Raw genomic sequence first — 19728 nt, forward strand, 5'->3', positions numbered from 1 at the left:
GCGGGGAGCGCCTCACCTCGCCGCCGCGCCCGCCCGCCTGATCGACGGGGCGGTCACGATCGCCAGGTACGACAGCCCGAGCAACGCCACCCCGGCGGCGAAGACCCCGTAACCGCCCAGCCACTCCCCCAGCAGCCCACCGGCCAGCCCGCCCACCGGCGTCGTCCCCCACATGAGGAAGCGCATGCTGGCGTTGACGCGCCCCAGGAGGTGCTCGGGCGTGATGCGCTGGCGGTAGCTGAGCTGCGCCACGTTGAACACCACCCCGGCCGCCGCCGCCAGGGCCGAGCTGACCGGGAAGATCAGCAGCCGCCACCCCGGCCCGGTGGCCACGGCGGGGAGCTGGAGGGCCACGACGAGCACCGCGGAGCCGTACAGGGTGGTGCCGACCCCGTAGCGCAGCGTCACCCGGGCCACCACCGCCGCACCTGCCAGCGCGCCGACCGCCGACGCCGACAGCAGCAGCCCGTAGACGGTGGCGCCCACCTCCAGGCCGACGAAGAGGTAGAGCGGATAGCCGACGGCGCAGATGCCCAGCGCGATCCGGGTGAGCGCCCCGCCGAGCGCGACCCTGCTCAGCACCGGCTCCCCGAGCACGAACGCGAGCCCCGCGCGCACCTCCGCCCACAGCCGCCGCCCCTCCGGCGGGCGGGGCCGCTCCGCCACCCGCACCCCCGACAGCAGCCGCGCGGAGACGAGGTAGCCGGCGGCGTCGGCCAGCAGCGCGACCGGCGCCGTGAGCGTGCTCACCAGCCACCCGCCCACCCCGGGCCCCGCCAGCACGGACACCTGCCGGGTGACCTCCAGCCGCCCGTTGGCCCGCTCCAGCCGCTCCTCGGGGACGACCGCGGGCACGAAGCTCATGTGCGCCACGTCGGCGAACACGGTGCCCACGCCGAGCACGAACGCGACCGCGTACAGGTGCGGCAGCGTGAGCACGCCCAGCCAGGCGGCGGCGGGCACGGTGAGCAGCGCCACGCCCCTGACCAGGTCGGCCCGGACGAGGATCGGGCGGCGGCGCAGCCGGTCCACCCACACTCCGGCGGGCAGGCCGATCAGCAGGAACGCGGCCGTCTGCACGGCTGACAGCAGGCCGAGCTGGAACGGGCTCGCGTGCAGCGTGGCCACGGCGGTCAGCGGAAGGGCGACGATCGTGATCTGGGTGCCGAAGCCGGAGATGCCGTTCGACCACAGCAGGCGCCCGAAGTTCCCCCGAGGACCCATGCCGTGATCGTGCGTGCTCGTCCGCTCGCGGGCAACCGATTACGCTGGACGGGTGCAGGCGACCGTACGGAGTTTCGACGAGACCACGCGCTCGGGCACGGTGTTCCTCGACGACGGGGCCGTGCTGGAGTTCGGCGCCGACGCCTTCGACGCGGGGCCGCTGTTGCTGCTGCGCACGGGGCAGCGGGTCAACCTCGGGATGTCGGGCGGGCGGATCGGCTACGTCACGCTGTCCACGTTTCCCGTTCCCGACACATTTTCCGGCGCGTGACTCCGGCACGCGCGTGACGGTTTTCCGGAAGCCGTGACAAACGTCACGCCCGGGCCGGAGCCCGGGCGTGCTGGTCAGCCGTCAGCCGATTTACTTCCTTTTGCCGATCTTCTTGCCGCCCTCGTTCACGAGGTCTTTGAAATCGGACCCGGGACGGAACTTCGGCGCCCAGCTCTCCGCGACGTTGATTTCCGCGCCGGTCGACGGATTACGCGCCGTACGAGCGGGCTTGTTCACCATCTCGAACGCGCCGAAGCCCGTGATCGAGACCTTGTCGCCGCTGGCCACGGCTTTCTGGATGGCGTCGATGACCGCGTTGACGGCCTCCGTGGCCGTCTTCCTGTCGCCCACCCGATCAGCGATGGCCTCGACGAGTTCTCGCTTGTTCATGAAAGTCCTGCTCCCCCAGTCACGGCACGGGGTTCCAGCTCACGACTTCGACGTAGAAACCCCTTACGCGCTCGAAAGTAGGCGGGATCGCGGGGGAACTCAATCACCCAGCGTGTTTTCCCCCTCGCGTGGCGTGTCGGGCGCCTCGGGATGGAGCTCCTCCAGCGCCTCCAGAAACGCCTCAAGGCGGGCGGCCGCCCTTTCCGGATCCCGCTTGGCGAGGTCGCAGATCGACAGATAGCGGCGCGCGCTGCGCTCCTTGACGGCGGCGGGCAGCATGCGGACGCGGCGGTGCGCATCGCGCAACCGCCGCGCCAGTTCGTCGTCCTCTAGACGGTCGTCGGCAGCCATGGCTGCCGACCATTCTCGTACGTGGCCACCTCGTCGGCGTGACGCAGGGTCAGCCCGATGTCGTCGAGGCCCTCCATCAGCCGCCAGCGGGTGTAGTCGTCGATCTCGAAGGGCACGGACTCGCCGGCCCACCGCACCTGGCGTTCGGCCAGGTCGACGGTCACTTCCAGCTTCGGGTCCGCCTCGACGGCCGCCTGCAGGGCCTCGACCTGGTCGCCGGGCAGGACGACCGGCAGCAGGCCCATCTTGGTGGAGTTGTTGCGGAAGATGTCGCCGAAGCGGGCGGCGATCACGACGCGGAACCCGTACTGCTGCAGTGCCCACACGGCGTGCTCGCGGGAGGAGCCGGTGCCGAAGTCGGGGCCGGAGACCAGGATCGAGCCGCCCTCGTAGGAGGGGTCGTTCAGGACGAACGTCGGGTCCTCGCGCCAGGCGGCGAACAGGCCCTTCTCGAACCCGGTGCGGCTGACCTGCTTGAGCCAGACGGCCGGGATGATCTGGTCGGTGTCGACGTTGCTGCGGCGCAGCGGCACCGCCGTACCGGTGTGGGTGGTGAAGGCTTCCATGGAACGTGGTCTCCCTTACAGGTCGGCGGGCGCGGTCAGGCGGCCGGTGACGGCGGTCGCGGCGGCGACCTGCGGCGACACCAGGTGGGTGCGGCCACCCTTGCCCTGGCGGCCCTCGAAGTTGCGGTTGGAGGTGGAGGCGCTGCGCTCGCCGGGCTTGAGGGTGTCGGGGTTCATGCCCAGGCACATCGAGCAGCCGGCCTCGCGCCACTCGGCGCCGGCGGCCTTGAACACCTCGTCCAGGCCCTCCTCCTCGGCCTGCTTCTTGACCATCATCGAGCCGGGCACGATGAGCGTGCGCGTCCTGACCTGGCGCCCGCGCAGGATCTCGGCGGCCGAGCGCAGGTCCTCGATGCGGCCGTTGGTGCACGAGCCGACGAACACGGTGTCGACCTCGATCTCGCGCAGCGGCGTGCCGGCGGTCAGGCCCATGTACTCCAGCGCCCGCTCGGCGGCCGAGCGGGCGACCGGGTCGTCGAACGACTCGGGGCTCGGGACGCTCTCGCCCAGCGGCAGGCCCTGCCCCGGATTCGTGCCCCAGGTGACGAACGGGGTCAGCGTCGAGGCGTCGATCTCCACGACCTTGTCGAACACGGCGTCGTCGTCGGTGCGCAGCGACTTCCAGTACGCCACCGCCTGGTCCCACGCCTCGCCCTGCGGGGCGTGCTTGCGACCCTTGAGGTAGGCGAACGTGGTCTCGTCCGGCGCGATCATGCCGGCGCGGGCGCCCGCCTCGATCGACATGTTGCAGACCGTCATGCGGCCCTCCATGGAGAGCTTGCGCACGGCCTCACCGCGGTACTCGACGATGTAGCCCTGGCCGCCGCCGGTGCCGATCTTGGCGATGATGGCCAGGATCAGATCCTTGGCCGTGACGCCGACCGGCAGCTCGCCGGAGACCTCGATGGCCATCGTCTTGGGCCGGTAGGCGGGCAGCGTCTGCGTGGCCAGCACGTGCTCGACCTCGGAGGTGCCGATGCCGAACGCGATGCCGCCGAACGCGCCGTGCGTGGAGGTGTGAGAGTCGCCACACACGATCGTCATGCCGGGCTGGGTCAGGCCGAACTGCGGGCCGATGATGTGCACCACGCCCTGACCGGCGTCGCCCATCGGATGCAGCCGGATGCCGAACTCCGCGGCGTTCTTGCGCAGCGTCTCGACCTGTGTCTTCGAGACCGGGTCGGAGATCGGGCCGAGCACGGTCGGGACGTTGTGGTCCTCGGTGGCGATGGTGAGATCGGGCCGTCGCACCTTCCGGCCGGCGAGACGGAGCCCGTCGAACGCCTGCGGGCTGGTCACCTCGTGGATGAGGTGCAGGTCGATATAGAGCAGGTCCGGCTCGCCCTCCGCGCGACGGACTACGTGTTGCTCCCAGACCTTCTCGGCCAGTGTGCGGCCCATGATCTCCTCCTTGAGAATCCTCCGACTTGCTTTCTCATATGTCGAGACTGCAGTATCGGTGTATGGACAACTCTAGCGGAGTCGGAGTACTCGACAAGGCAGTTCTTGTACTCAATGCCCTGGAAGCGGGACCCGCTTCACTGGCTCAGCTCGTCCAGGCCACCGGCCTGGCCCGCCCCACTGCCCACCGGCTGGCCGTCGCCCTGGAGCACCACCGCATCGTGAGTCGTGACACGCAGGGCCGGTTCGTGCTCGGCCCGCGGCTGTCGGAGTTGTCCACCGCGGCCGGCGAGGACCGGCTGCTGGCGGTGGCCGCACCCGTGTTGATGCAGCTCAGGGACCTGACCGGGGAGAGTGCGCAACTCTACCGCCGCCAAGGTGATGAACGGGTCTGCGTGGCGGCGGCCGAGCGTGCCAGCGGTCTGCGTGACACCGTTCCCGTGGGCTCCGCGCTGCCCATGACGGCGGGTTCGGCGGCGCAGATCCTGCTGGCCTGGGAGGAGCCCGACCGGCTGCACCGCGGGTTGCGCGGCGCCAAGTTCACCGCCGCCACGCTGGCCTCCGTGCGCCGGCGCGGCTGGGCCCACAGCGTGGGCGAGCGGGAGCAGGGGGTGGCCAGCGTCTCGGCGCCGATAAGGGGCAGCGGCGGCAAGGTGATCGCGGCCGTGTCCGTCTCCGGGCCCATCGAACGGCTCACCCGGGCGCCTGGAAGGCTCCACGCGGTGCCCGTCATGGCGGCCGCCGAACGCATCACGGAGGCGATGCGCCGCACGTCATGATCGGGAAAAGGATGTATTTGGGGAGCCGACTGCCTCCCCGGCGCACTAGCCTGAGTGCGTGACAGATCGCATCGAGGTAGCCGCCACTGAGCTGCGACCCCTGCTCGAAGAGTTCATCATGTGGGCGCGCGCGAACGCCCCTGGGAGCGACCCCGAGCTCGTGGGGCCCGCCGCACTGTGGCACCGTCTCGCCTTCTCGCAGGACCTCGGCACGTGGAAGCGTGCCGACCTGCGTAACCTGCTGCTCGACCGCATGCCCAAGGTCGTGGAGGATCCCGACGCCGCCGCCGACGGGATGCTGCCCGCCGTCGACGCGTACCTGACGTTCCTCTCCCAGACCGGCCGGCTGAACCAGGGCTCCGACAGCCTCGCCGATCTGCAGGCCGAGCTGGATGACGTCGAGGACGAGTTCGTCGATCTCATGGAGGAGCTGCTCGACGACACCGAAGGCGACGAGGAGGAGGAAGAGGCCGGCGACCTGGGCGATTTCGAGCCGTTCGCCGACGAGCTGGCCGAGCTCGACACGATCAGGCTGCGACCCGACTCGGAGCTGGCGGAGGCGGCCCGCCAGGCGCCGCTGGTCGCCAAGGCCCGCGATCTGGCCGTGTGGGTGGGCTCGGGCCGCAAGGTGGGCGAGGAGACGCTGCTCACCGACGCCGAGGTCGAGCAGGCCCTGGCCGCCGTCGGCCTGCCCAGGCCGGAGACGGAGGGGCCCGTCGCCGAGGCCGTCCCCCAGCTGTGGAACATCTGGAACCTCGCGGTCGACCTCGAGTTCCTCGAGCCTGGCGAGGCCGGCACAGTCGCGGTCCAGGACGACACGGCAGAGTGGCCGTTCGACGACGACGAGGACGTGCTCGACGCCTGGATGCTCGGGCTCCACTCGGTCGACTACGGCGACCCCGAGCTGGAGGACGAGGACCTCACCATGGCCCTGGCGGGCCTGACGCGGGGCCTGCTCATCCGGCTGCTGCTGGCGGGGGGCTCCCGCGGGCGCGCCGAGCTGGCGCAGGACCTCGCCGACGCCGCCGCCGACCTCGACGAGCTGGGCTCCGACGCGTGGGAGGCGGCGGGCGACCCGCTGGCGCCCGCGCTCGACTGGCTGATCGGCTACGGCATGGTGGAGCTCGACGGCGACGACGGCTCCACGGTCCGCCTCACGCCGCTCGGCACCGAGGGCGTCGTCCATCTCATCGACGACGCCGACATCGAGGTCGACGCCCGGCCGGCCATCGAGTCCATGAGCGCCCACGAGCTGCTCGCACTGAGCGCCGAGCTGCCGGAGGAGGAGGCCGACGCCGAGTTCGCGGCCTGGATGCAGCTCAGGGAGCCCGCCAAGGCGGCCGAGGAGCTGCTGGAGGCGGCGGCTGAGGACGACAGTGACGCCCTGATCAGGGTGCAGGCGGCCAGCGTCGTCGGCACCCTGGGCGAGGCCGCCGTCCCGGCCTGGCAGGCGGCGCTCAAGCAGCCGTCGCTGCGCCCGTACGCGGCCACCCACCTGAGCCAGCTCGGGGTGGAGGGCGCGCCGGAGCCGACTCAGGAGGACACGCACTGGCTGATCCTCGACATGTGGACGATCTCGGCGGGGCTGGGGCGCTCGGAGTTCGTGAGCAGCCTGCGCGACATCGGGCCCGAGATGGTCAACGAGCTGCTGGAGGTCATCTGGAAGATCCCTCACGCGCACGTGGAGGAGCTTCTCGACCTCATCTCGCAGGTGCACCCGGACAAGCAGGTCGCCAAGGCGGCCAGGCGGGCGCTGTTCAAGGCCCGCTCGGTCTGACGTCACAGAAACGCGCCCCCGCTGTCGGACGGCGGGGGCGCGGTCGTTCGGGAGGGCACTCAGCCGGTCGAGAGTGCGCGCGTAACGGCGGTCAGCCGGTGAGCCGGAGGAGCGTTCCCCTGGACGGGGATCAGCTGGGAACGGCGGGTGGCGTCGCCCACCGCTTGCCGTAAAAACAAAAACGCCTTCTTCGGAGAAGAAGGCGTAGTCCCGACCGGATTCGAACCGGCGCTACCGCCTTGAGAGGGCGGCGTCCTGGGCCACTAGACGACGGGACCTTAGCGGGCTTGTGGCAGTGGTAGTCCCGACCGGATTCGAACCGGCGCTACCGCCTTGAGAGGGCGGCGTCCTGGGCCACTAGACGACGGGACCTTGCCCACAAGCTGCTGTGCCGGGCCTCCCCGGCAACGCAGGTAACTCTACCGCACCCGGAAGACCACACCAAACCGCTTATCCGCCCATCTGATCAACCCAGCAGCCCCCTGCGGTAGGCCTCGGCGACGGCGGAGGCGCGGTCGCGCACGTCGAGCTTGGCGTAGACGTGCAGCAGGTGCGTCTTGACGCTGGCCTCGCTGATGAACAGGCCGGCCGCCGCCTCCTTGTTGGTGGCTCCGCCGGCCACCAGCCGCAGCACCTCCAGCTCCCGCTTGCTCAGCTGCCCCCTGGCGGGCCTGCGCAGGTGCTCCGCCAGCCGACCCGCCACCGCCGGGGCGAGCACGGTCTCACCGCGGTGGGTGGCCCGCACGGCGCGGACCAGCTCGTCCGGCGGGGCGTCCTTGAGCAGGTAACCGCTCGCGCCCGCTTCGAGCGCCGGCAGCACGTCGGTGTCGAACGTGGTCAGCACCAGCACCCGCGGCCCCGTGCCGCTCAGCAGCCGAATGGCGCTCACCCCGTCGAGGCCCGGCATGCGCAGGTCCATGAGGACGAGGTCGGGGGCCAGCTCCGCGGCCAGCCGCACGGCCTCCTCACCGTCGGCCGCCTCGCCGACGATCTCCAGGTCGGGCTCGCCGCCGAGCGCCGCCCGCAGGCCGTCACGCACGATCGGATGGTCGTCGGCGATCAGCAACCGCACTGGCATCGGGTCAGCCTCTCATTCGGTACGGGCGGGGGCCGCGGGCAGGGCCGGGACGGCGGCGGCGACGGCCGTGCCCCGGCCGGGCCCGGACTCGACCTCCAGGGTGCCGCCCACGCCGCGCACCCGCTGCCGCATGCCGTCCAGCCCGAAGCCGTCAGAGGGCCGCTGCGGGTCGAAGCCCGTCCCGTCGTCTCGGACGTCGAGGAGGATGGCTTCGTCCGTGTACGACAGAGTGAGGCCCGTCCTGGTGGCATTGGCGTGCTTCGCCACGTTCGCCAGGGCTTCCTGAGCGACCCGGAACAGCGCCGCCTCCACCTCGGCGGCCACGGCGACCGGGGTGCCGGTGACCTCGAACCGCAGGTCCACGCCGGCCGCCTGCGCCCACGACTCGGCCATGTGACCGAGCGCGTCCGGCAGCTCCGCGTCCTCCAGCGGCTCGGGCCGCAGCGCCCGTACGGATCTGCGGGTCTCGGACAGGCCGCGGCGGGCCAGCTCGGCCGCCCGGTCGAGGTGGCGGCGGGCGTCCTCGCCCTGGGCGCGGCCGGCGGCGGAGAGCTGGCCGATCAGCGCGACCAGGTCCTGCGCGAGCGTGTCGTGGATCTCGCCGGCCACCCGGTGCCGCTCGTCGAGCACGCCCGCCCGGCGGGCCTGGCCCAGGAGCCTGGCGTTCAGCTCGGCGTTCTCGTCCATGGCCGCGCGCAGGCGCTCGACCAGGCGGCGGCGCCTGTCGTGCTCGGCGGAGACGTACCAGCCGGCCAGGACCAGCGGCACGGCCACGCCGGCGATGACGGTGAGCAGGGTCGTCCCGGCCTCCGGGCCTGCCTGGCTGGTGACGTTGATCAGCGCGGTGAGCGTGACGCCGGCCATGACGAGGCGGCCGGGGAGCAGCGCGATGGCCAGGGGGTAGCCGGTCGAGGCGAACACCACGAAAGCCTGGCTCCTGGTGGCCAGGGCGGCGGCGAGGATCAGGAGGATGAGGTAGTGGGCGACGACGAGCGCCCTGCGGGTGTCGCGGCGGGGGTGGAGCCACGGGATGGGGGCGAGCCACCCGGCCGCCACCAGGGCCAGCGGCGGCCACGGCACCGCCGCCCACAGCGCGACGACACCCGCACCCCAGCCACCGCCCGCCGCGCCGCCCGCGCCGCCCGCGCCGTCCGCGCCGCCCGCGCCGCCCGCGCCGTCCGCGCCGTCCGGGCCGCCCGCGCCGCCCACGCCCTCGGGCAGGATCGCGCCCGGCCAGGCGCCCGCGTCCTGGCTCGCCGCCAGGACCACCGAGATCGCGAGCAGCGCGTACGCCAGCCCCGCGTACACCCACCTCTCACGCCCGTCCACCCAGCTCATGCCCCCAAGCCTGGCACGCCGTCAACCGATCGGTGGATGGCCGCCGTCAACCGCTTCTCCACCCCGACGGTCGATGTGGCCGGCCCCCGCTCAAGGCGACCATCGAGACATGACCGATCTCACCCGCAGAACCGCCTTCCAGCTCGCCGCCGTCGCCGGCGCGGGAGCCACCGCCGTCTCCCTGCCCAAGGGTAAGGAAGTGACCACGTTCGTCTTCGTGACCGGCTCGAACGGCACGGCCAGCGGCGACAACGAGCTGGCGCTGCGCGGCCACCGCACCGTCGGCGTGAGCCTGCCGGGCCACGGCCCGGAGAACCAGCTCCACCGCGCCTACCAGGCCCCCCAGGACCTGGCGAAGCTGGCCACGCTCCCCTCCCCCATGGCGGGCGTGACGCTGGACGACTACGTCGAGGCCACGGTGGACGTGGTGCGCCGGGTCTCCCGCTACGGCCCGGTGATCCTCGTGGGCGGCAGCCTGGGCGGCTCCACCATCACCAAGGCGGCCGACGCGGTGCCCGACCTGATCGACCGCCTGGTCTACATCGGCGCGTACTGCTGCACGAAGCTGCGCTCCCCCGCCGAGTACCTGGAGACGCCGGAAGGTAAGACGAGCCTGGCGGCGAGCATCCTGCCGGGCGTCGTCGGCGATCCGCGGGTGCTCAAGGCGATCAGGGTGAACTGGCGCACGAACGACGCGAAGTTCCTGGACGCGGCGAAGGCGGCGTTCATGGCCGAGGGCACGGAGGGCGAGTTCCTGGCGCTGCTGAACGCGTCGCTGCCGGACGAGAGCCTGGAGGTGTCGAGCGCGGACGCCAGGGGCCGCAAGGACGCCTGGGGACGGGTGCGGCGCGTGTACGTGCGGCAGTCGCTGGACCGGGTGATCCCGCCCGCGCTGCAGGACCGCATGATCAGGGAGGCGGACGAGGCGACGCCGGGCAACAGGTTCGAGGTCTTCACGGTGCGTACGCCGCACGCGCCGACCCGCGGCGCCTATGGGAAGATCACGAAAATCCTGGACGGGCTCGCGAAATGAAAAAACGGACATCTCCTGAGGAGACATCCGTTTGCAAATGCTGGGGTACCAGGACTCGAACCTAGACTAACTGAACCAGAATCAGTCGTGCTGCCAATTACACCATACCCCACCGCTGCGATCTCCTTGCGGAGCGCGTTGGCGACGTCCGAAAGAATAGCCCAGCTCGGGGGCTAAGACCAAAACGATTAGCCGACCCGCCCTCCGCGGCCCCCACCAGTGGCCCGATCGTGCCAAGCTGAAGGGGACAAAACACCACGTGGAGGAGCCCGAGCGTTGGCCGAGAATCCGTTCTTCGCCCCAAGCGACCTGCCGTACGAGCTGCCGCCCTTCGCGGACATCCGTGAGGAGCACTACCTGCCGGCGTTCGAGCGCGGCATGGCGGAGCAGCTCGCCGAGGTCGAGGCGATCGCGAGCAGCACCGAGACCCCGACGTTCGAGAACACGATCGCCGCGCTCGAACGGTCGGGCCGGATCCTCGACCGCACGGCCACGGTCTTCTTCAGCATCGCCGCGTCCAACACGACCGACGGCATCATGGAGATCGAGAAGCAGATCTCCCCGCAGCTCACCCGGCACAGCGACGCGATCCGGCTGAACCGGGCGCTGTGGGCCAGGATCAAGCAGGTCTCCACGGCGGACGCCGAGGAGTCGTGGCTGCTGGAGAAGTACCGCGACGACTTCATCAGGGCCGGGGCCGACCTGTCCGAGCCGGACCAGGACCGCCTGCGCGCGCTCAACGAGGAGCTGTCGAAGCTCTCCACGCAGTTCGCGCAGAGCCTGCTCAAGGCTTCCACGGAGTCGGCCCTGGTGGTGACGGACCCGAAGGAGCTCGACGGCTTCGACGAGGCCAAGATCGAGTCGCTGCGCCAGGACGACGGCACGTACGTGCTGCCGCTGCTCAACTTCACCTGCCAGCCCGGCCTGGCCCAGCTCACCGACCGCGACGTGCGCCGCCGCCTGTACGAGCTGAGCGTCGGCCGGGCCCCCGGCAACTTCGAGGTGGCGGCCAGGATGGCGGCGCTGCGGGCGGAGCGGGCGGCGCTGCTCGGGTTCCCCACCCACGCGGCCTACACGGTGGCCGACCAGACGGCCAAGACCGTCGAGGCGGTCGAGGAGATGCTCGGCCAGCTCGTCGGGCCCGCCGTGCGCAACGCCGAGCGGGAGGCCGAGGCGCTGGCGGAGCAGGCCGGGTTCCCGATCGAGCCGTGGGACTGGTCGTACTACTCCGAGAAGGTGCGCCAGGCCCGCTACGACTTCGACGGCGCGGCCATGCGCCCGTACTTCGAGCTGAACCGGGTCTACCGCGACGGCGTCTTCTACGCGGCCACCAAGCTGTACGGGATCACCTTCGCCGAGCGGCCCGAGCTGGGCGGTTACCACCCCGACGTGACCGTGTTCGAGGTCTCCGACGAGGACGGCGGCCCGCTGGGGCTGTTCGTGCTCGACCCCTACGCCAGGCCGAGCAAGCGCGGCGGGGCGTGGATGAACAACCTGGTCGACCAGTCGTTCCTGTTCGGGCAGCGGCCTGTGGTGATGAACAACCTCAACGTCACCAAGCCGGCCTCGGGGCCGACGCTGCTGACCTACGACGAGGTGAACACCGCCTTCCACGAGTTCGGGCACGCGCTGCACGGGCTCTTCTCCCAGGTGCGCTTCCCGCGCGTCTCGGGCACCAGCGTGCCCCGCGACTTCGTCGAGTACCCGTCGCAGGTCAACGAGATGTGGGTGACCTGGCCCGAGGTGCTGGCCAACTACGCCAAGCACCACGAGACGGGCGAGCCGATGCCGGCCGAGCTGGTGGAGAAGCTTACGGCGGCCGAGAAGTTCAACCAGGGATTCAAGACCGTCGAGTACCTCGCGGCCACGCTGCTCGACTGGGCCTGGCACAAGCTGGCGCCCGGCGAGACCGTGACCGACCCCGAGGCGTTCGAGCTGGCCGCGCTGGAGGCTGCCGGGATCGCGTTCGCGCTGGTCAGGCCGCGTTACCGGACCAACTACTTCGCGCACGTCTTCTCCGGCGGCTACAGCGCGGGCTACTACTCCTACATCTGGAGCGAGGTGCTCGACGCCGAGAGCGTGGAGTGGTTCAAGGAGAACGGCGGCCTCACCCGGGCCAACGGCGACCACTTCCGGCGCGAGCTGCTGTCCAGGGGCGGCAGCCTCGACCCGCTGACCGCCTTCCGCAACTTCCGCGGGCGCGAGCCCAGCATCCAGCCGCTGCTCAAGCGCCGCGGCCTGGACTGAACCACTCGGCGTGCTCGGCCGCCCACTGCGCGAACGTGCGCGGTGGGCGCCCCGTCACCTGCTCGACCGTGGCTGTGACCTGGTAGGCGCCCTCCGGCACGTTGCCGAAGACCTGGATCTGGAACTCGATCAGCTGCTCGGGCACGCCCTCGGCCCGGTAGCGCTCGCGCATCTCGTCCACGGTCAGCTCGCGGAAGGCGATCTCGCGGCCGATCGCCTCCGACAGGATCCGCACCTTGGCGGGCACGTCGAGCAGCTCGGGGCCGGTGAGGCCGTAGGAGTGGCCCGCGTGGCCGTCCTCGGTGAGGGCGGTGGCGATCACCGCGCCGATGTCGGCCTCGTGCACCATCGCCGTCCTGGTGGCCGCGAACGGCTCCTCGATCAACCCCTTCGTCCGTACGGGCTCGGCCCACGCCAGGGCGTTGGCCATGAACTCGGTCGGCTGCACGTAGGTCCAGGCCAGGTCGCTGCCGGTCACGGCGGCCTCCAGCGTGCCGGGCGACCAGCCGCTGAGCAGCGTGACCTTGCTCACCCCCGCCGCCCGTACCGCCTCGACCAGCTCCGCGCCGTTCTGCAGCGGCGCGTACGCGGAGTCGGCGGCGTCGATGAGGTGCACGCCCTCGACGCCCTTCAGCGCGGGCACGATGCTCTCGGTCCGGCTGAGATCGCCCCGCACCACCTCGACCCCTTCGGGCAGCTTGGCCCTGGCCAGGTCACGTGTCAGGGCGCGCACGCGGTGTCCCGCGTCGAGGAGGTGCGCGACGACGTGCCTGCCCACGGAGCCTGTGGCTCCGGTCACCAAGTAAGTCATACCGGCGACGTTAGGCACTAATGCGGCACGTTCAGTTCCGCGATTCGCTGGCGTAGCCATTCTTTCTCCGCCTGGCTGGAGGCGCGGGCGATCAGCAGCATGCCGCGGCGGTAGGGGTCGGGCTCGTCGCGCGCCCTGACCGGCCGGCCGCCCTCGTGGAAGAAGCTCGCGGGCGCCTCCAGGAAGGCCAGCCTGCGGCTCAGCACCTTGACCTGGTCGGCCGGGTCGGGCAGCGCCGACAGGAACGCCAGCAGCGCGAAGAACCGCGCCTGGTCGCTGATGTCGAGGTCGGCGGGCTCGCGCAGCCGCCGCAGCAACTCCTCGCGGCCGGCCTGCGTGATCGTCAGCACCTGCCTGCGCGCGGCCGCCGCCCCCGCCTCCTCGTGCCGCTCGACCAGGCCCTTGGCCTCCAGCCTGGCGATCGCCGGGTAGAGCGCGCCGTCGCTGACCGGCCGCAGGTGGCCGGTCAGCGAGGTCAGGCGGGACTTGAGCTCGTAGCCGTGCATGGGCCGCTCGTTGAGGAAGCCCAGGATCGTGAGAGCGAGGTCGGCGCCGCTTGCCATGGGGCGCATCGTAACGCTATACCTCTAATCGATGTATAGCGAAGCGAGGTATCGATGATCAGGCTGGCGTTGCCCATCTACGTGGAGCTGCTCACCGCGGTGGTCGCGGTCGGCGTGATCGACCTGCTCTGGGTGTCGGGGCTGGGCGAGGCGGCGATCGCGGCCGTCACCGTGGGCACCACCGCCGAGTACCTGGCCTACGGGCTCTTCCTGGCCGTGCCCACCGGGGTGACGGTGCTGGTCGGGCGGCGTGACGGGCGCGCCCCGCTGGGGCCGGTGATCAGGACGGGCTGGGTCCTGTGGGCGGTCTTCTCGGTGGGCGTGGCGGTGCCGGGGGTGCTGCTGCGGGAGCCGCTGGCGGCGCTGTTCACCGACTCGCCGGCGCTGACCGCGGACTTCTTCCTGATCTCGCTGGGCGGGCTGCCGGTGTACTTCGCCCAGACGGTGGTGGACGGGGTGCTGAAGGGGCTGGGGGACACCAAACGGCCCATGCGGCACGCCATCATCTGCAACGTGCTCGTGGTCGTCCTGGATCCGCTGTTCATCTACGGGCTGGAGATGGGGGTGCAGGGGGCGGCGGTGGCCACGGTGATCGCGCGGGGGGTCACGCTGGCGATCGCGCTGCGGACCGTGACGCGGCTGCGGGAGGCGGCGAACGGCGGTCCGGCCGCGAGCGAGCCGGCTGCCCTCGGCCGGGGCACGAGCGAGCCGGGCGGCTCCGGTCAGGCCGGGCGCGGGACGGGCGGCGGCGGGCGGGCGATGGCCGGCGAGGTGATCCGTACCGGGTTGCCCATGTCCGGTGATTTCCTGGCACGTGCCCTCGTGGGGATGGCGCTGGTGGAGATCGTGGCCGGGTTCGGGACGACGGCGGTGGCCGGGTACGGGGTCGGGCAGAAGGTCATGCTGGCCGGGGTGATGGTGTTCTACGCGCTGCGGCAGGCGGCGATGATCCGCACCGCCCGGTCGGAGCCCGTCAGGTCGCCGCTGGTGCTCGGGCTCGGGTCCGGCGCGGTGGTCGCGGTGGCGCTGAACGTGGTGGCCGTGCCGGTCGCCGGGTTGTTCGCCGGCGATCCGGCGGTGGCCGTGGAGTTCATGCGGTGGATGGCGCTCTACCTGGTGCCGTTCGGCGGGCTGATCGCCGTGGGCGGGGTGCTGCAGGCGAGCGGGCGGGGCAACCGGCTGCTCGCCGCCACCCTGGCGGGCTTCGCCGTGCAGTTGCCCCTCGCGTACGTGCTGAGCGCGTGGCTCGGCCTGACGGGCGTGTGGCTGTCGATGGCCACGGGCGCCGCCGTCAGTCTCGCGGGCACGTCCGCGAGGCTCCGCCCTCCGGCCGCGCCGACGCGCCCTTCCCCGGACCTCAGCCCTTCAGCCGCGCCGACGCGCCCTTCCCCGGACCTCAGCCCTTCAGCCGCGCCAGAGCCGCGCGCAGGCGATCCTGAGCACGCTCCCGCCCCAGCACCTCGATCGACTCGAACAGCGGCAGACCCACCGTCCGGCCGGTGATCGCCACCCGCACCGGCGCCTGGGCCTTGCCGAGCTTGAGCCCGTGGGCGGTGCCGACCTCCTCCAGCGCCTGCTTGAGCGACTCGGGATCCCAGCTCACGATCTCCAGTCGCTCCAGGTAGCCGGTGAGGATCTCCTCGGCGGCGTTCTTCATCGCCTTGTCCCACGACGCCTGGTCGAAGACCGGCTCCTCCAGGAAGAGGAAGTCGACGTTCTGCCGGATCTCCGACAGCACCGCGATGCGCGTCTGCGCCAGCGCGGCGACCTTGCTGAACAGCTCGCGGTCCCAGGAGGGGTCGAGGTAGGGCGCGCAGCGCTCCTCGAAGGTCTCCAGCGGCAGCGCCCGGATGTACTCGCCGTTGAAGGCCCGCAGCTTCTTCTCGTCGAAGAAGGCGTTGGAGGCGTTGACGTCCTCGAACCGGAACAGCGGCACCATCTCCGACCACGGCATGATCTCGCGGTCCTCGCCGGGGCCCCAGCCGAGCAGCATCAGGTAGTTGACCATCGCCTCAGGCAGGTAGCCCTCGGCGCGGTAGTCCTCCAGCGCCACCTTGTCGCGCCGCTTGGACAGCTTCTTGCGCTGCTCGTTGACGATCACCGGCAGGTGCGCCCAGACCGGCGGGGTCGCGCCCAGCGCGGGCCAGAGCAGCTCCTGCCTGGCGGCGTTGGGCATGTGCTCCTCGCCGCGGGCCACGTGGGTGATGCCCTGCGTGATGTCGTCGACGGCGTTGGCCAGCACGTACAGGGGGGAGCCGTCGCTGCGCGCGATGACGAAGTCCTCCTGGGCGTTGTTGGGGAACTCCACCCGGCCGCGCACCAGGTCGTTCACCACCGTGACGCCCTCGTCGGGCGTGCGGAAGCGCACCGCGCCGGCGCTGAGCCCGCGCTCGCGGCAGTGGCCGTCGTAGCCCTTGTCCTTGGAGCCCGTACGCTCCTGGACCTGCTCGCGGGTGCAGTCGCAGTAGTAGGCCTTGCCGTCGGCGAGCAGCTTGGCCACGGCCTCGCGGTGCTGCGGCTCGTAGGCCGACTGGAAGTAGGGGCCCTCGAACACCGGGTTGGTGCCGTTGATGCCGATCCAGTCGAGCGCCGAGATGATGCCCTCGGTCCACTCCGGCCGGTTGCGGGTGGCATCGGTGTCTTCGATGCGCAGGATGAACCGCCCCTTGGACTGCTCCGCCACAGCCCAGTTGAACAGCGCGGCGCGGGCGCTGCCCACGTGGAACATGCCGGTTGGAGACGGGGCGAACCGCACCCGTACGTCAGTCACGGGAGACCACCTTGTTCGTGAGTGTGCCGATGCCTTCGATGCCGACGCTGACCTCGTCACCGATCTCGAGCGGGCCGACGCCCGCCGGCGTGCCGGTCAGGATGACGTCGCCGGGGATCAGCGTCATGACCGCGCTGACGTAGGCCACCAGCGCGGGGATGTCGTTGATGAGCTGGCTGGTGCGCCCGCTCTGCCGGATCTCGCCGTTGACCGTGGTCGTCAGCGCCAGGTCGCTCGCGTCGAGATCGGTCTGGATCCACGGGCCGAGCGGGCAGAACGTGTCGAAGCCCTTGGCCCGCGTGAACTGCACGTCCTTCTTCTGCAGGTCGCGCGCGGTCACGTCGTTGGCGCAGGTGTAACCGAAGATGACGTCCTTGACCCGCTCGACCGGCACCTCGCGGCAGAGCCTGCCGATCACCACGGCCAGCTCGCCCTCGAAGTCGACGCGGTCGGACAGCGACGTGGGGTAGGCGATGCTCTCGCCGTGGCCGATCACCGTGGTGGACGGCTTCATGAAGATGAGGGGCTCTTCCGGCACCTCGTTGCCCAGCTCGGCCGCGTGCTCGGCGTAGTTTCTGCCGATGGCGATCACCTTGCTCGGCAGCATCGGGGCCAGCAGCTTCACCTGGGACAGCGGAAGCCGCTCGCCGGTGAACTGCACCTGCCCGAAGGGATGGCCGGAGATCGCGGAGATGAACTCCTCGCCGGGCCCGCCCTCGACCACGCCGAACGAGACGCCTTCGCCTGTGGAGAACCTCGCTATACGCACCTGACAAGGCTATCGCCGCCGCCGGAGGGGTCCGTCACGTTTTTCGCGCGCCACCCCGCGCGAGTCAGGAGCTGTCCATTTTTGGGCCCGGAGTCCGTTTTGAGGGGCTTCGGGGGTGTAGCAGCGGTTATCTACGCCCATGGAGCAGACACCGAAGGGGGTGACGGATCGTGTCGGACACGATGTCCAATCGGCCCGCGGGGGCCGGCGCCACGGGGACCGTGCCGCGGGCCAGGACCCAGGAGAGCACGTCCTCGCTGGTCACGGAGAAGGGCACCACGAGCATCGACGACGGCGTCGTCGCCAAGATCGCCGGACTGGCGGCCAGCGAGGTGTCCGGCGTGCACGCCATGGGCGGCGGCGCGGCACGGGCACTCGGCAGCATGCGAGGCATCGTCGGCGGGGACAGGAACGTCTCCCAGGGCGTGTCGGTCGAGGTGGGTGAGCGGCAGGCGGCCGTGGACCTCGACCTCGTCGCCGAGTACGGCACCGCGATCCCCGACCTGGCGGCCGCTGTCAGGAAGAACGTGATCGGCGCGGTGGAGCGCATGTGCGGCCTGGAGGTGACCGAGGTCAACATCCGGGTGGACGACGTGCACCTGCCCGGCCAGGACCGCGACCGCGACCGCGGGCAGGACGGCCAGAGGGGGGACTCGGAGCAGGAGCCCCGGGTCCAATGACAACCGCCCCTCAGGCCGGCCCGGGCGACGCGGCGAGCACCGGCTCGGGCGACGCGACGGGCGCCGGTCCGGGTGGCCCGGCGAGCGCCACGCAGGCCCGCTCCGGTGCCGGCACCGAGACGCGGTTGCTCGCCGATCGGGTGCTGGCCTGCGACGGTGTGGCGCGGCTGTCCGGGGGGCCGTTCGGCACGGTGGCCACGTACCTGCCGGGCGAGCGCCTCATGGGCGTGTCCGCGGACGAGCGCGAGGTGGAGATCGCCATCGTCGCCACGCTGGACCGCCCGCTGCCGCAGACGGCCGACGAGGTGCGCGCGGCCGTGGCGGACCTGGCCGGGCAGCGCCCGGTGCACGTGCGCATCGACGACATCATCGTGGAGGGATCATGAACAACATCCAGTGGATGCCGATCATCGGCATGGCCGTCGGCATCGTGCTCGCGCTGGCCGGGGCGTTCGGCGGGCTGGGCACGTTCCTGCTCGTCCTGGTCCTGGGCGCGGTCGGCTTCCTGGTCGGGCGGATCGCCGAGACCGGGGAGATCAACCTGTCCGGGCTGTCCGTGAGGCGTAAATGACGATGACGGTGCCCGCCCAGCGGCGCGCGCCCCTGCCCGCGCCCGAGCGGCGCGGGCGCACGGAGGTCGCCGACCGGGTGGTCAGCAAGATCGCCTGTGTCGCCGCCGCCGAGGTGCCCGAGGTGCGCGACGTGCAGCCGCGCGGGCTGCCGTGGACGCCGTCGGCCGGCGAGGTGCACGGGGACCAGGCCGTCGTACGGCTCAACGTGAGCGTGGCCTACCCGTCACCGCTGCACGCCGTGGCGGCCCGGCTCAGGCAGCACGTGATCGACCGGGTCGCCGCCCAGACGGGCCTGAACGTCACGCGCCTGGACATCACGATGACCGACGTGGGCGGAGACCTGCCATGACAGCACCTGAGTCACCGCGTTTCAGTACCGCCGAGGAGGCCGCTGACAGCGCGACCGGTGACAGCGTGGACGAGCAGTCGGGCGCGTACCGGGCGCCCACTCACACCAAGGCCGCTGACAGGGCCGCGGACAGGGCCGCTGACAGGGCCGCTGTGCGGGCGTTCCGGCCGTACCGGCGGATTCCCGCCATCGTGGTCGCCACCCTGCTCGCGCTGCTGAGCCTGCTGGTGCTCGCCGAGACGGTCTCGGCGCTGGCCGGGCGGCCGCTGCGCTGGATCCCGTACGACCGCATGCTGGCCTGGGCGAGCACCACGCTGTGGTCGGACCCGCGGGTCCTGCTCGGCGCGGCCGTCGCGGCGCTGCTCGGGCTGGTGCTGCTGGCCATCGCGCTGGTGCCTGGCCGGCCGCGGCTGGTGCCCGTCCGCAGCGGCGACCCCGATCTGGTGATCGGGCTGCGGCCGAGGAGCGTCACGCGGGCCCTGGCGCACGCGGCCGAGCAGGTGCCCGGCGTGCGTTCGGCCCGTGCCACGCTGCGCGGCCACACGGTCGCCGTCACGCCGACCACGTGCCGGCGGGACGTGGACGGGTTCGGGCAGGACGTGCGCGGCGCCGTGCTGTCCAGGCTGGCCGCGCTGGACCTGGTGGAGCCGTACCGGGTGTCCGTGAATGTCAGGGAGCAACGGTGAGAGCGGACGTGCACGCCAGGGAGCAGCCGTGAGAGCGGACGCGAGCGTCAGGGAGCAGCGGTGAGAGCGGACG

The 19728-nt window shown here is 71.5% G+C and carries 22 protein-coding genes and 3 tRNA genes; 11 read left to right on the top strand and 14 right to left on the bottom strand.

The window, feature by feature from the left end; translation table 11 throughout:
• Positions 1-12: 12 nt before the first annotated feature.
• Positions 13-1224 (bottom strand): MFS transporter, encoded by a 1212-nt coding sequence (locus tag LCN96_RS47640; RefSeq protein WP_225269000.1) that lies wholly within the window; start codon positions 1222-1224, stop codon positions 13-15.
• 52 nt (positions 1225-1276) lie between these two features.
• Between LCN96_RS47640 and LCN96_RS47645 the strand changes: the two genes are divergently transcribed.
• Positions 1277-1495, top strand: a complete 219-nt coding sequence (locus tag LCN96_RS47645) for a hypothetical protein (protein ID WP_225269001.1) — start codon at positions 1277-1279, stop codon at positions 1493-1495.
• Positions 1496-1585: 90 nt separating this feature from the next.
• Here LCN96_RS47645 and LCN96_RS47650 read toward each other — a convergent pair whose 3' ends face one another.
• The 4 genes from LCN96_RS47650 to leuC all read right to left on the bottom strand — a co-directional run bounded on the left by LCN96_RS47650 (position 1586) and on the right by leuC (position 4203).
• Positions 1586-1885: an HU family DNA-binding protein gene (locus LCN96_RS47650; protein ID WP_225269002.1), complete on the bottom strand. Its 300-nt coding sequence runs from the start codon at positions 1883-1885 to the stop codon at positions 1586-1588.
• A gap of 99 nt (positions 1886-1984) precedes the next feature.
• Positions 1985-2236, bottom strand: coding sequence for an SCO5555 family protein (locus tag LCN96_RS47655; RefSeq protein ID WP_225269003.1), 252 nt, complete (start codon positions 2234-2236; stop codon positions 1985-1987).
• Complete coding sequence (gene leuD, locus LCN96_RS47660) at positions 2215-2802, bottom strand: 3-isopropylmalate dehydratase small subunit (protein ID WP_225269004.1); 588 nt, start codon at positions 2800-2802, stop codon at positions 2215-2217. The genes LCN96_RS47655 and leuD overlap by 22 nt, the downstream gene beginning before the upstream one ends.
• A 15-nt stretch (positions 2803-2817) precedes the next feature.
• Complete coding sequence (leuC, locus tag LCN96_RS47665; protein ID WP_225269005.1) at positions 2818-4203, bottom strand: 3-isopropylmalate dehydratase large subunit; 1386 nt, start codon at positions 4201-4203, stop codon at positions 2818-2820.
• Positions 4204-4265: 62 nt separating this feature from the next.
• Between leuC and LCN96_RS47670 the strand changes: the two genes are divergently transcribed.
• Both LCN96_RS47670 and LCN96_RS47675 read left to right on the top strand, forming a co-directional pair.
• A complete protein-coding gene (locus LCN96_RS47670) occupies positions 4266-4982 on the top strand; it encodes an IclR family transcriptional regulator (RefSeq protein ID WP_043618626.1) in 717 nt (238 codons plus the stop codon).
• Positions 4983-5040: 58 nt separating this feature from the next.
• On the top strand, positions 5041-6759 hold the full coding sequence (locus LCN96_RS47675; protein ID WP_225269006.1) for a hypothetical protein: 1719 nt from the start codon (positions 5041-5043) through the stop codon (positions 6757-6759).
• A 205-nt stretch (positions 6760-6964) separates the two neighbouring features.
• On the opposite strand, the gene LCN96_RS47680 is transcribed toward LCN96_RS47675, so the two are convergent.
• From LCN96_RS47680 to LCN96_RS47695, 4 genes are all read right to left on the bottom strand, one after another.
• Positions 6965-7037: transfer RNA gene (locus tag LCN96_RS47680), tRNA-Glu, on the bottom strand.
• An 18-nt stretch (positions 7038-7055) separates the two neighbouring features.
• A tRNA-Glu gene (locus tag LCN96_RS47685) sits at positions 7056-7131 on the bottom strand.
• A gap of 94 nt (positions 7132-7225) precedes the next feature.
• On the bottom strand, positions 7226-7837 hold the full coding sequence (locus tag LCN96_RS47690; protein ID WP_225269007.1) for a response regulator: 612 nt from the start codon (positions 7835-7837) through the stop codon (positions 7226-7228).
• Positions 7838-7849: 12 nt separating this feature from the next.
• Positions 7850-9175: a sensor histidine kinase gene (locus tag LCN96_RS47695; RefSeq protein WP_225269008.1), complete on the bottom strand. Its 1326-nt coding sequence runs from the start codon at positions 9173-9175 to the stop codon at positions 7850-7852.
• A gap of 109 nt (positions 9176-9284) precedes the next feature.
• Between LCN96_RS47695 and LCN96_RS47700 the strand changes: the two genes are divergently transcribed.
• A complete protein-coding gene (locus tag LCN96_RS47700; protein ID WP_225269009.1) occupies positions 9285-10208 on the top strand; it encodes an alpha/beta hydrolase in 924 nt (307 codons plus the stop codon).
• 40 nt (positions 10209-10248) lie between these two features.
• Here LCN96_RS47700 and LCN96_RS47705 read toward each other — a convergent pair.
• Positions 10249-10320 (bottom strand) — tRNA-Gln (locus LCN96_RS47705).
• A gap of 164 nt (positions 10321-10484) precedes the next feature.
• Here LCN96_RS47705 and LCN96_RS47710 point away from each other — a divergent pair.
• Positions 10485-12455 carry a M3 family metallopeptidase gene (locus tag LCN96_RS47710; RefSeq protein WP_225269010.1) on the top strand — a complete coding sequence of 657 codons (1971 nt, stop codon included), beginning with the start codon at positions 10485-10487 and terminating at the stop codon, positions 12453-12455.
• On the opposite strand, the gene LCN96_RS47715 is transcribed toward LCN96_RS47710, so the two are convergent.
• Positions 12433-13266: an NmrA family NAD(P)-binding protein gene (locus LCN96_RS47715; protein ID WP_225269011.1), complete on the bottom strand. Its 834-nt coding sequence runs from the start codon at positions 13264-13266 to the stop codon at positions 12433-12435. The genes LCN96_RS47710 and LCN96_RS47715 overlap by 23 nt on opposite strands.
• Before the next feature lie 17 nt (positions 13267-13283).
• Positions 13284-13829, bottom strand: coding sequence for a PadR family transcriptional regulator (locus LCN96_RS47720; protein ID WP_225269012.1), 546 nt, complete (start codon positions 13827-13829; stop codon positions 13284-13286).
• A gap of 54 nt (positions 13830-13883) precedes the next feature.
• Here LCN96_RS47720 and LCN96_RS47725 point away from each other — a divergent pair, with 54 nt between their 5' ends.
• Complete coding sequence (locus LCN96_RS47725) at positions 13884-15332, top strand: MATE family efflux transporter (RefSeq protein ID WP_225269013.1); 1449 nt, start codon at positions 13884-13886, stop codon at positions 15330-15332.
• Here the strand turns inward: LCN96_RS47725 and gltX are convergent.
• Together gltX and LCN96_RS47735 are read right to left on the bottom strand one after the other, a co-directional pair.
• Positions 15226-16599: a glutamate--tRNA ligase gene (gene gltX / locus LCN96_RS47730; RefSeq protein ID WP_225269014.1), complete on the bottom strand. Its 1374-nt coding sequence runs from the start codon at positions 16597-16599 to the stop codon at positions 15226-15228. The two genes, LCN96_RS47725 and gltX, sit on opposite strands and share 107 nt — an antisense overlap.
• Positions 16592-17368, bottom strand: coding sequence for a fumarylacetoacetate hydrolase family protein (locus LCN96_RS47735; protein ID WP_225269015.1), 777 nt, complete (start codon positions 17366-17368; stop codon positions 16592-16594). The genes gltX and LCN96_RS47735 overlap by 8 nt, the downstream gene beginning before the upstream one ends.
• 182 nt (positions 17369-17550) lie before the next feature.
• On the opposite strand from LCN96_RS47735, the gene LCN96_RS47740 reads away from it, so the two are divergent.
• Genes LCN96_RS47740 through LCN96_RS47760 form a run of 5 tightly spaced genes read left to right on the top strand, consistent with a single transcriptional unit; the run spans position 17551 to position 19655 of the window.
• On the top strand, positions 17551-18048 hold the full coding sequence (locus LCN96_RS47740; RefSeq protein ID WP_225269016.1) for an Asp23/Gls24 family envelope stress response protein: 498 nt from the start codon (positions 17551-17553) through the stop codon (positions 18046-18048).
• Positions 18045-18434, top strand: a complete 390-nt coding sequence (locus tag LCN96_RS47745) for a hypothetical protein (RefSeq protein ID WP_225269017.1) — start codon at positions 18045-18047, stop codon at positions 18432-18434. The genes LCN96_RS47740 and LCN96_RS47745 overlap by 4 nt, the downstream gene beginning before the upstream one ends.
• The gene (locus tag LCN96_RS47750; protein WP_225269018.1) at positions 18431-18619 is read left to right on the top strand and encodes a hypothetical protein; all 189 of its coding nucleotides are present in this window, start codon (positions 18431-18433) and stop codon (positions 18617-18619) included. The genes LCN96_RS47745 and LCN96_RS47750 overlap by 4 nt, the downstream gene beginning before the upstream one ends.
• Positions 18616-18969 (top strand): Asp23/Gls24 family envelope stress response protein, encoded by a 354-nt coding sequence (locus tag LCN96_RS47755; protein ID WP_225269019.1) that lies wholly within the window; start codon positions 18616-18618, stop codon positions 18967-18969. The genes LCN96_RS47750 and LCN96_RS47755 overlap by 4 nt, the downstream gene beginning before the upstream one ends.
• On the top strand, positions 18966-19655 hold the full coding sequence (locus tag LCN96_RS47760; RefSeq protein WP_225269020.1) for a DUF6286 domain-containing protein: 690 nt from the start codon (positions 18966-18968) through the stop codon (positions 19653-19655). The genes LCN96_RS47755 and LCN96_RS47760 overlap by 4 nt, the downstream gene beginning before the upstream one ends.
• The last annotated feature ends 73 nt before the right edge of the window (positions 19656-19728 follow it).

Source organism: Nonomuraea gerenzanensis (assembly GCF_020215645.1).
In the GTDB taxonomy this organism is placed as follows: Bacteria; Actinomycetota; Actinomycetes; order Streptosporangiales; family Streptosporangiaceae; genus Nonomuraea; species Nonomuraea gerenzanensis.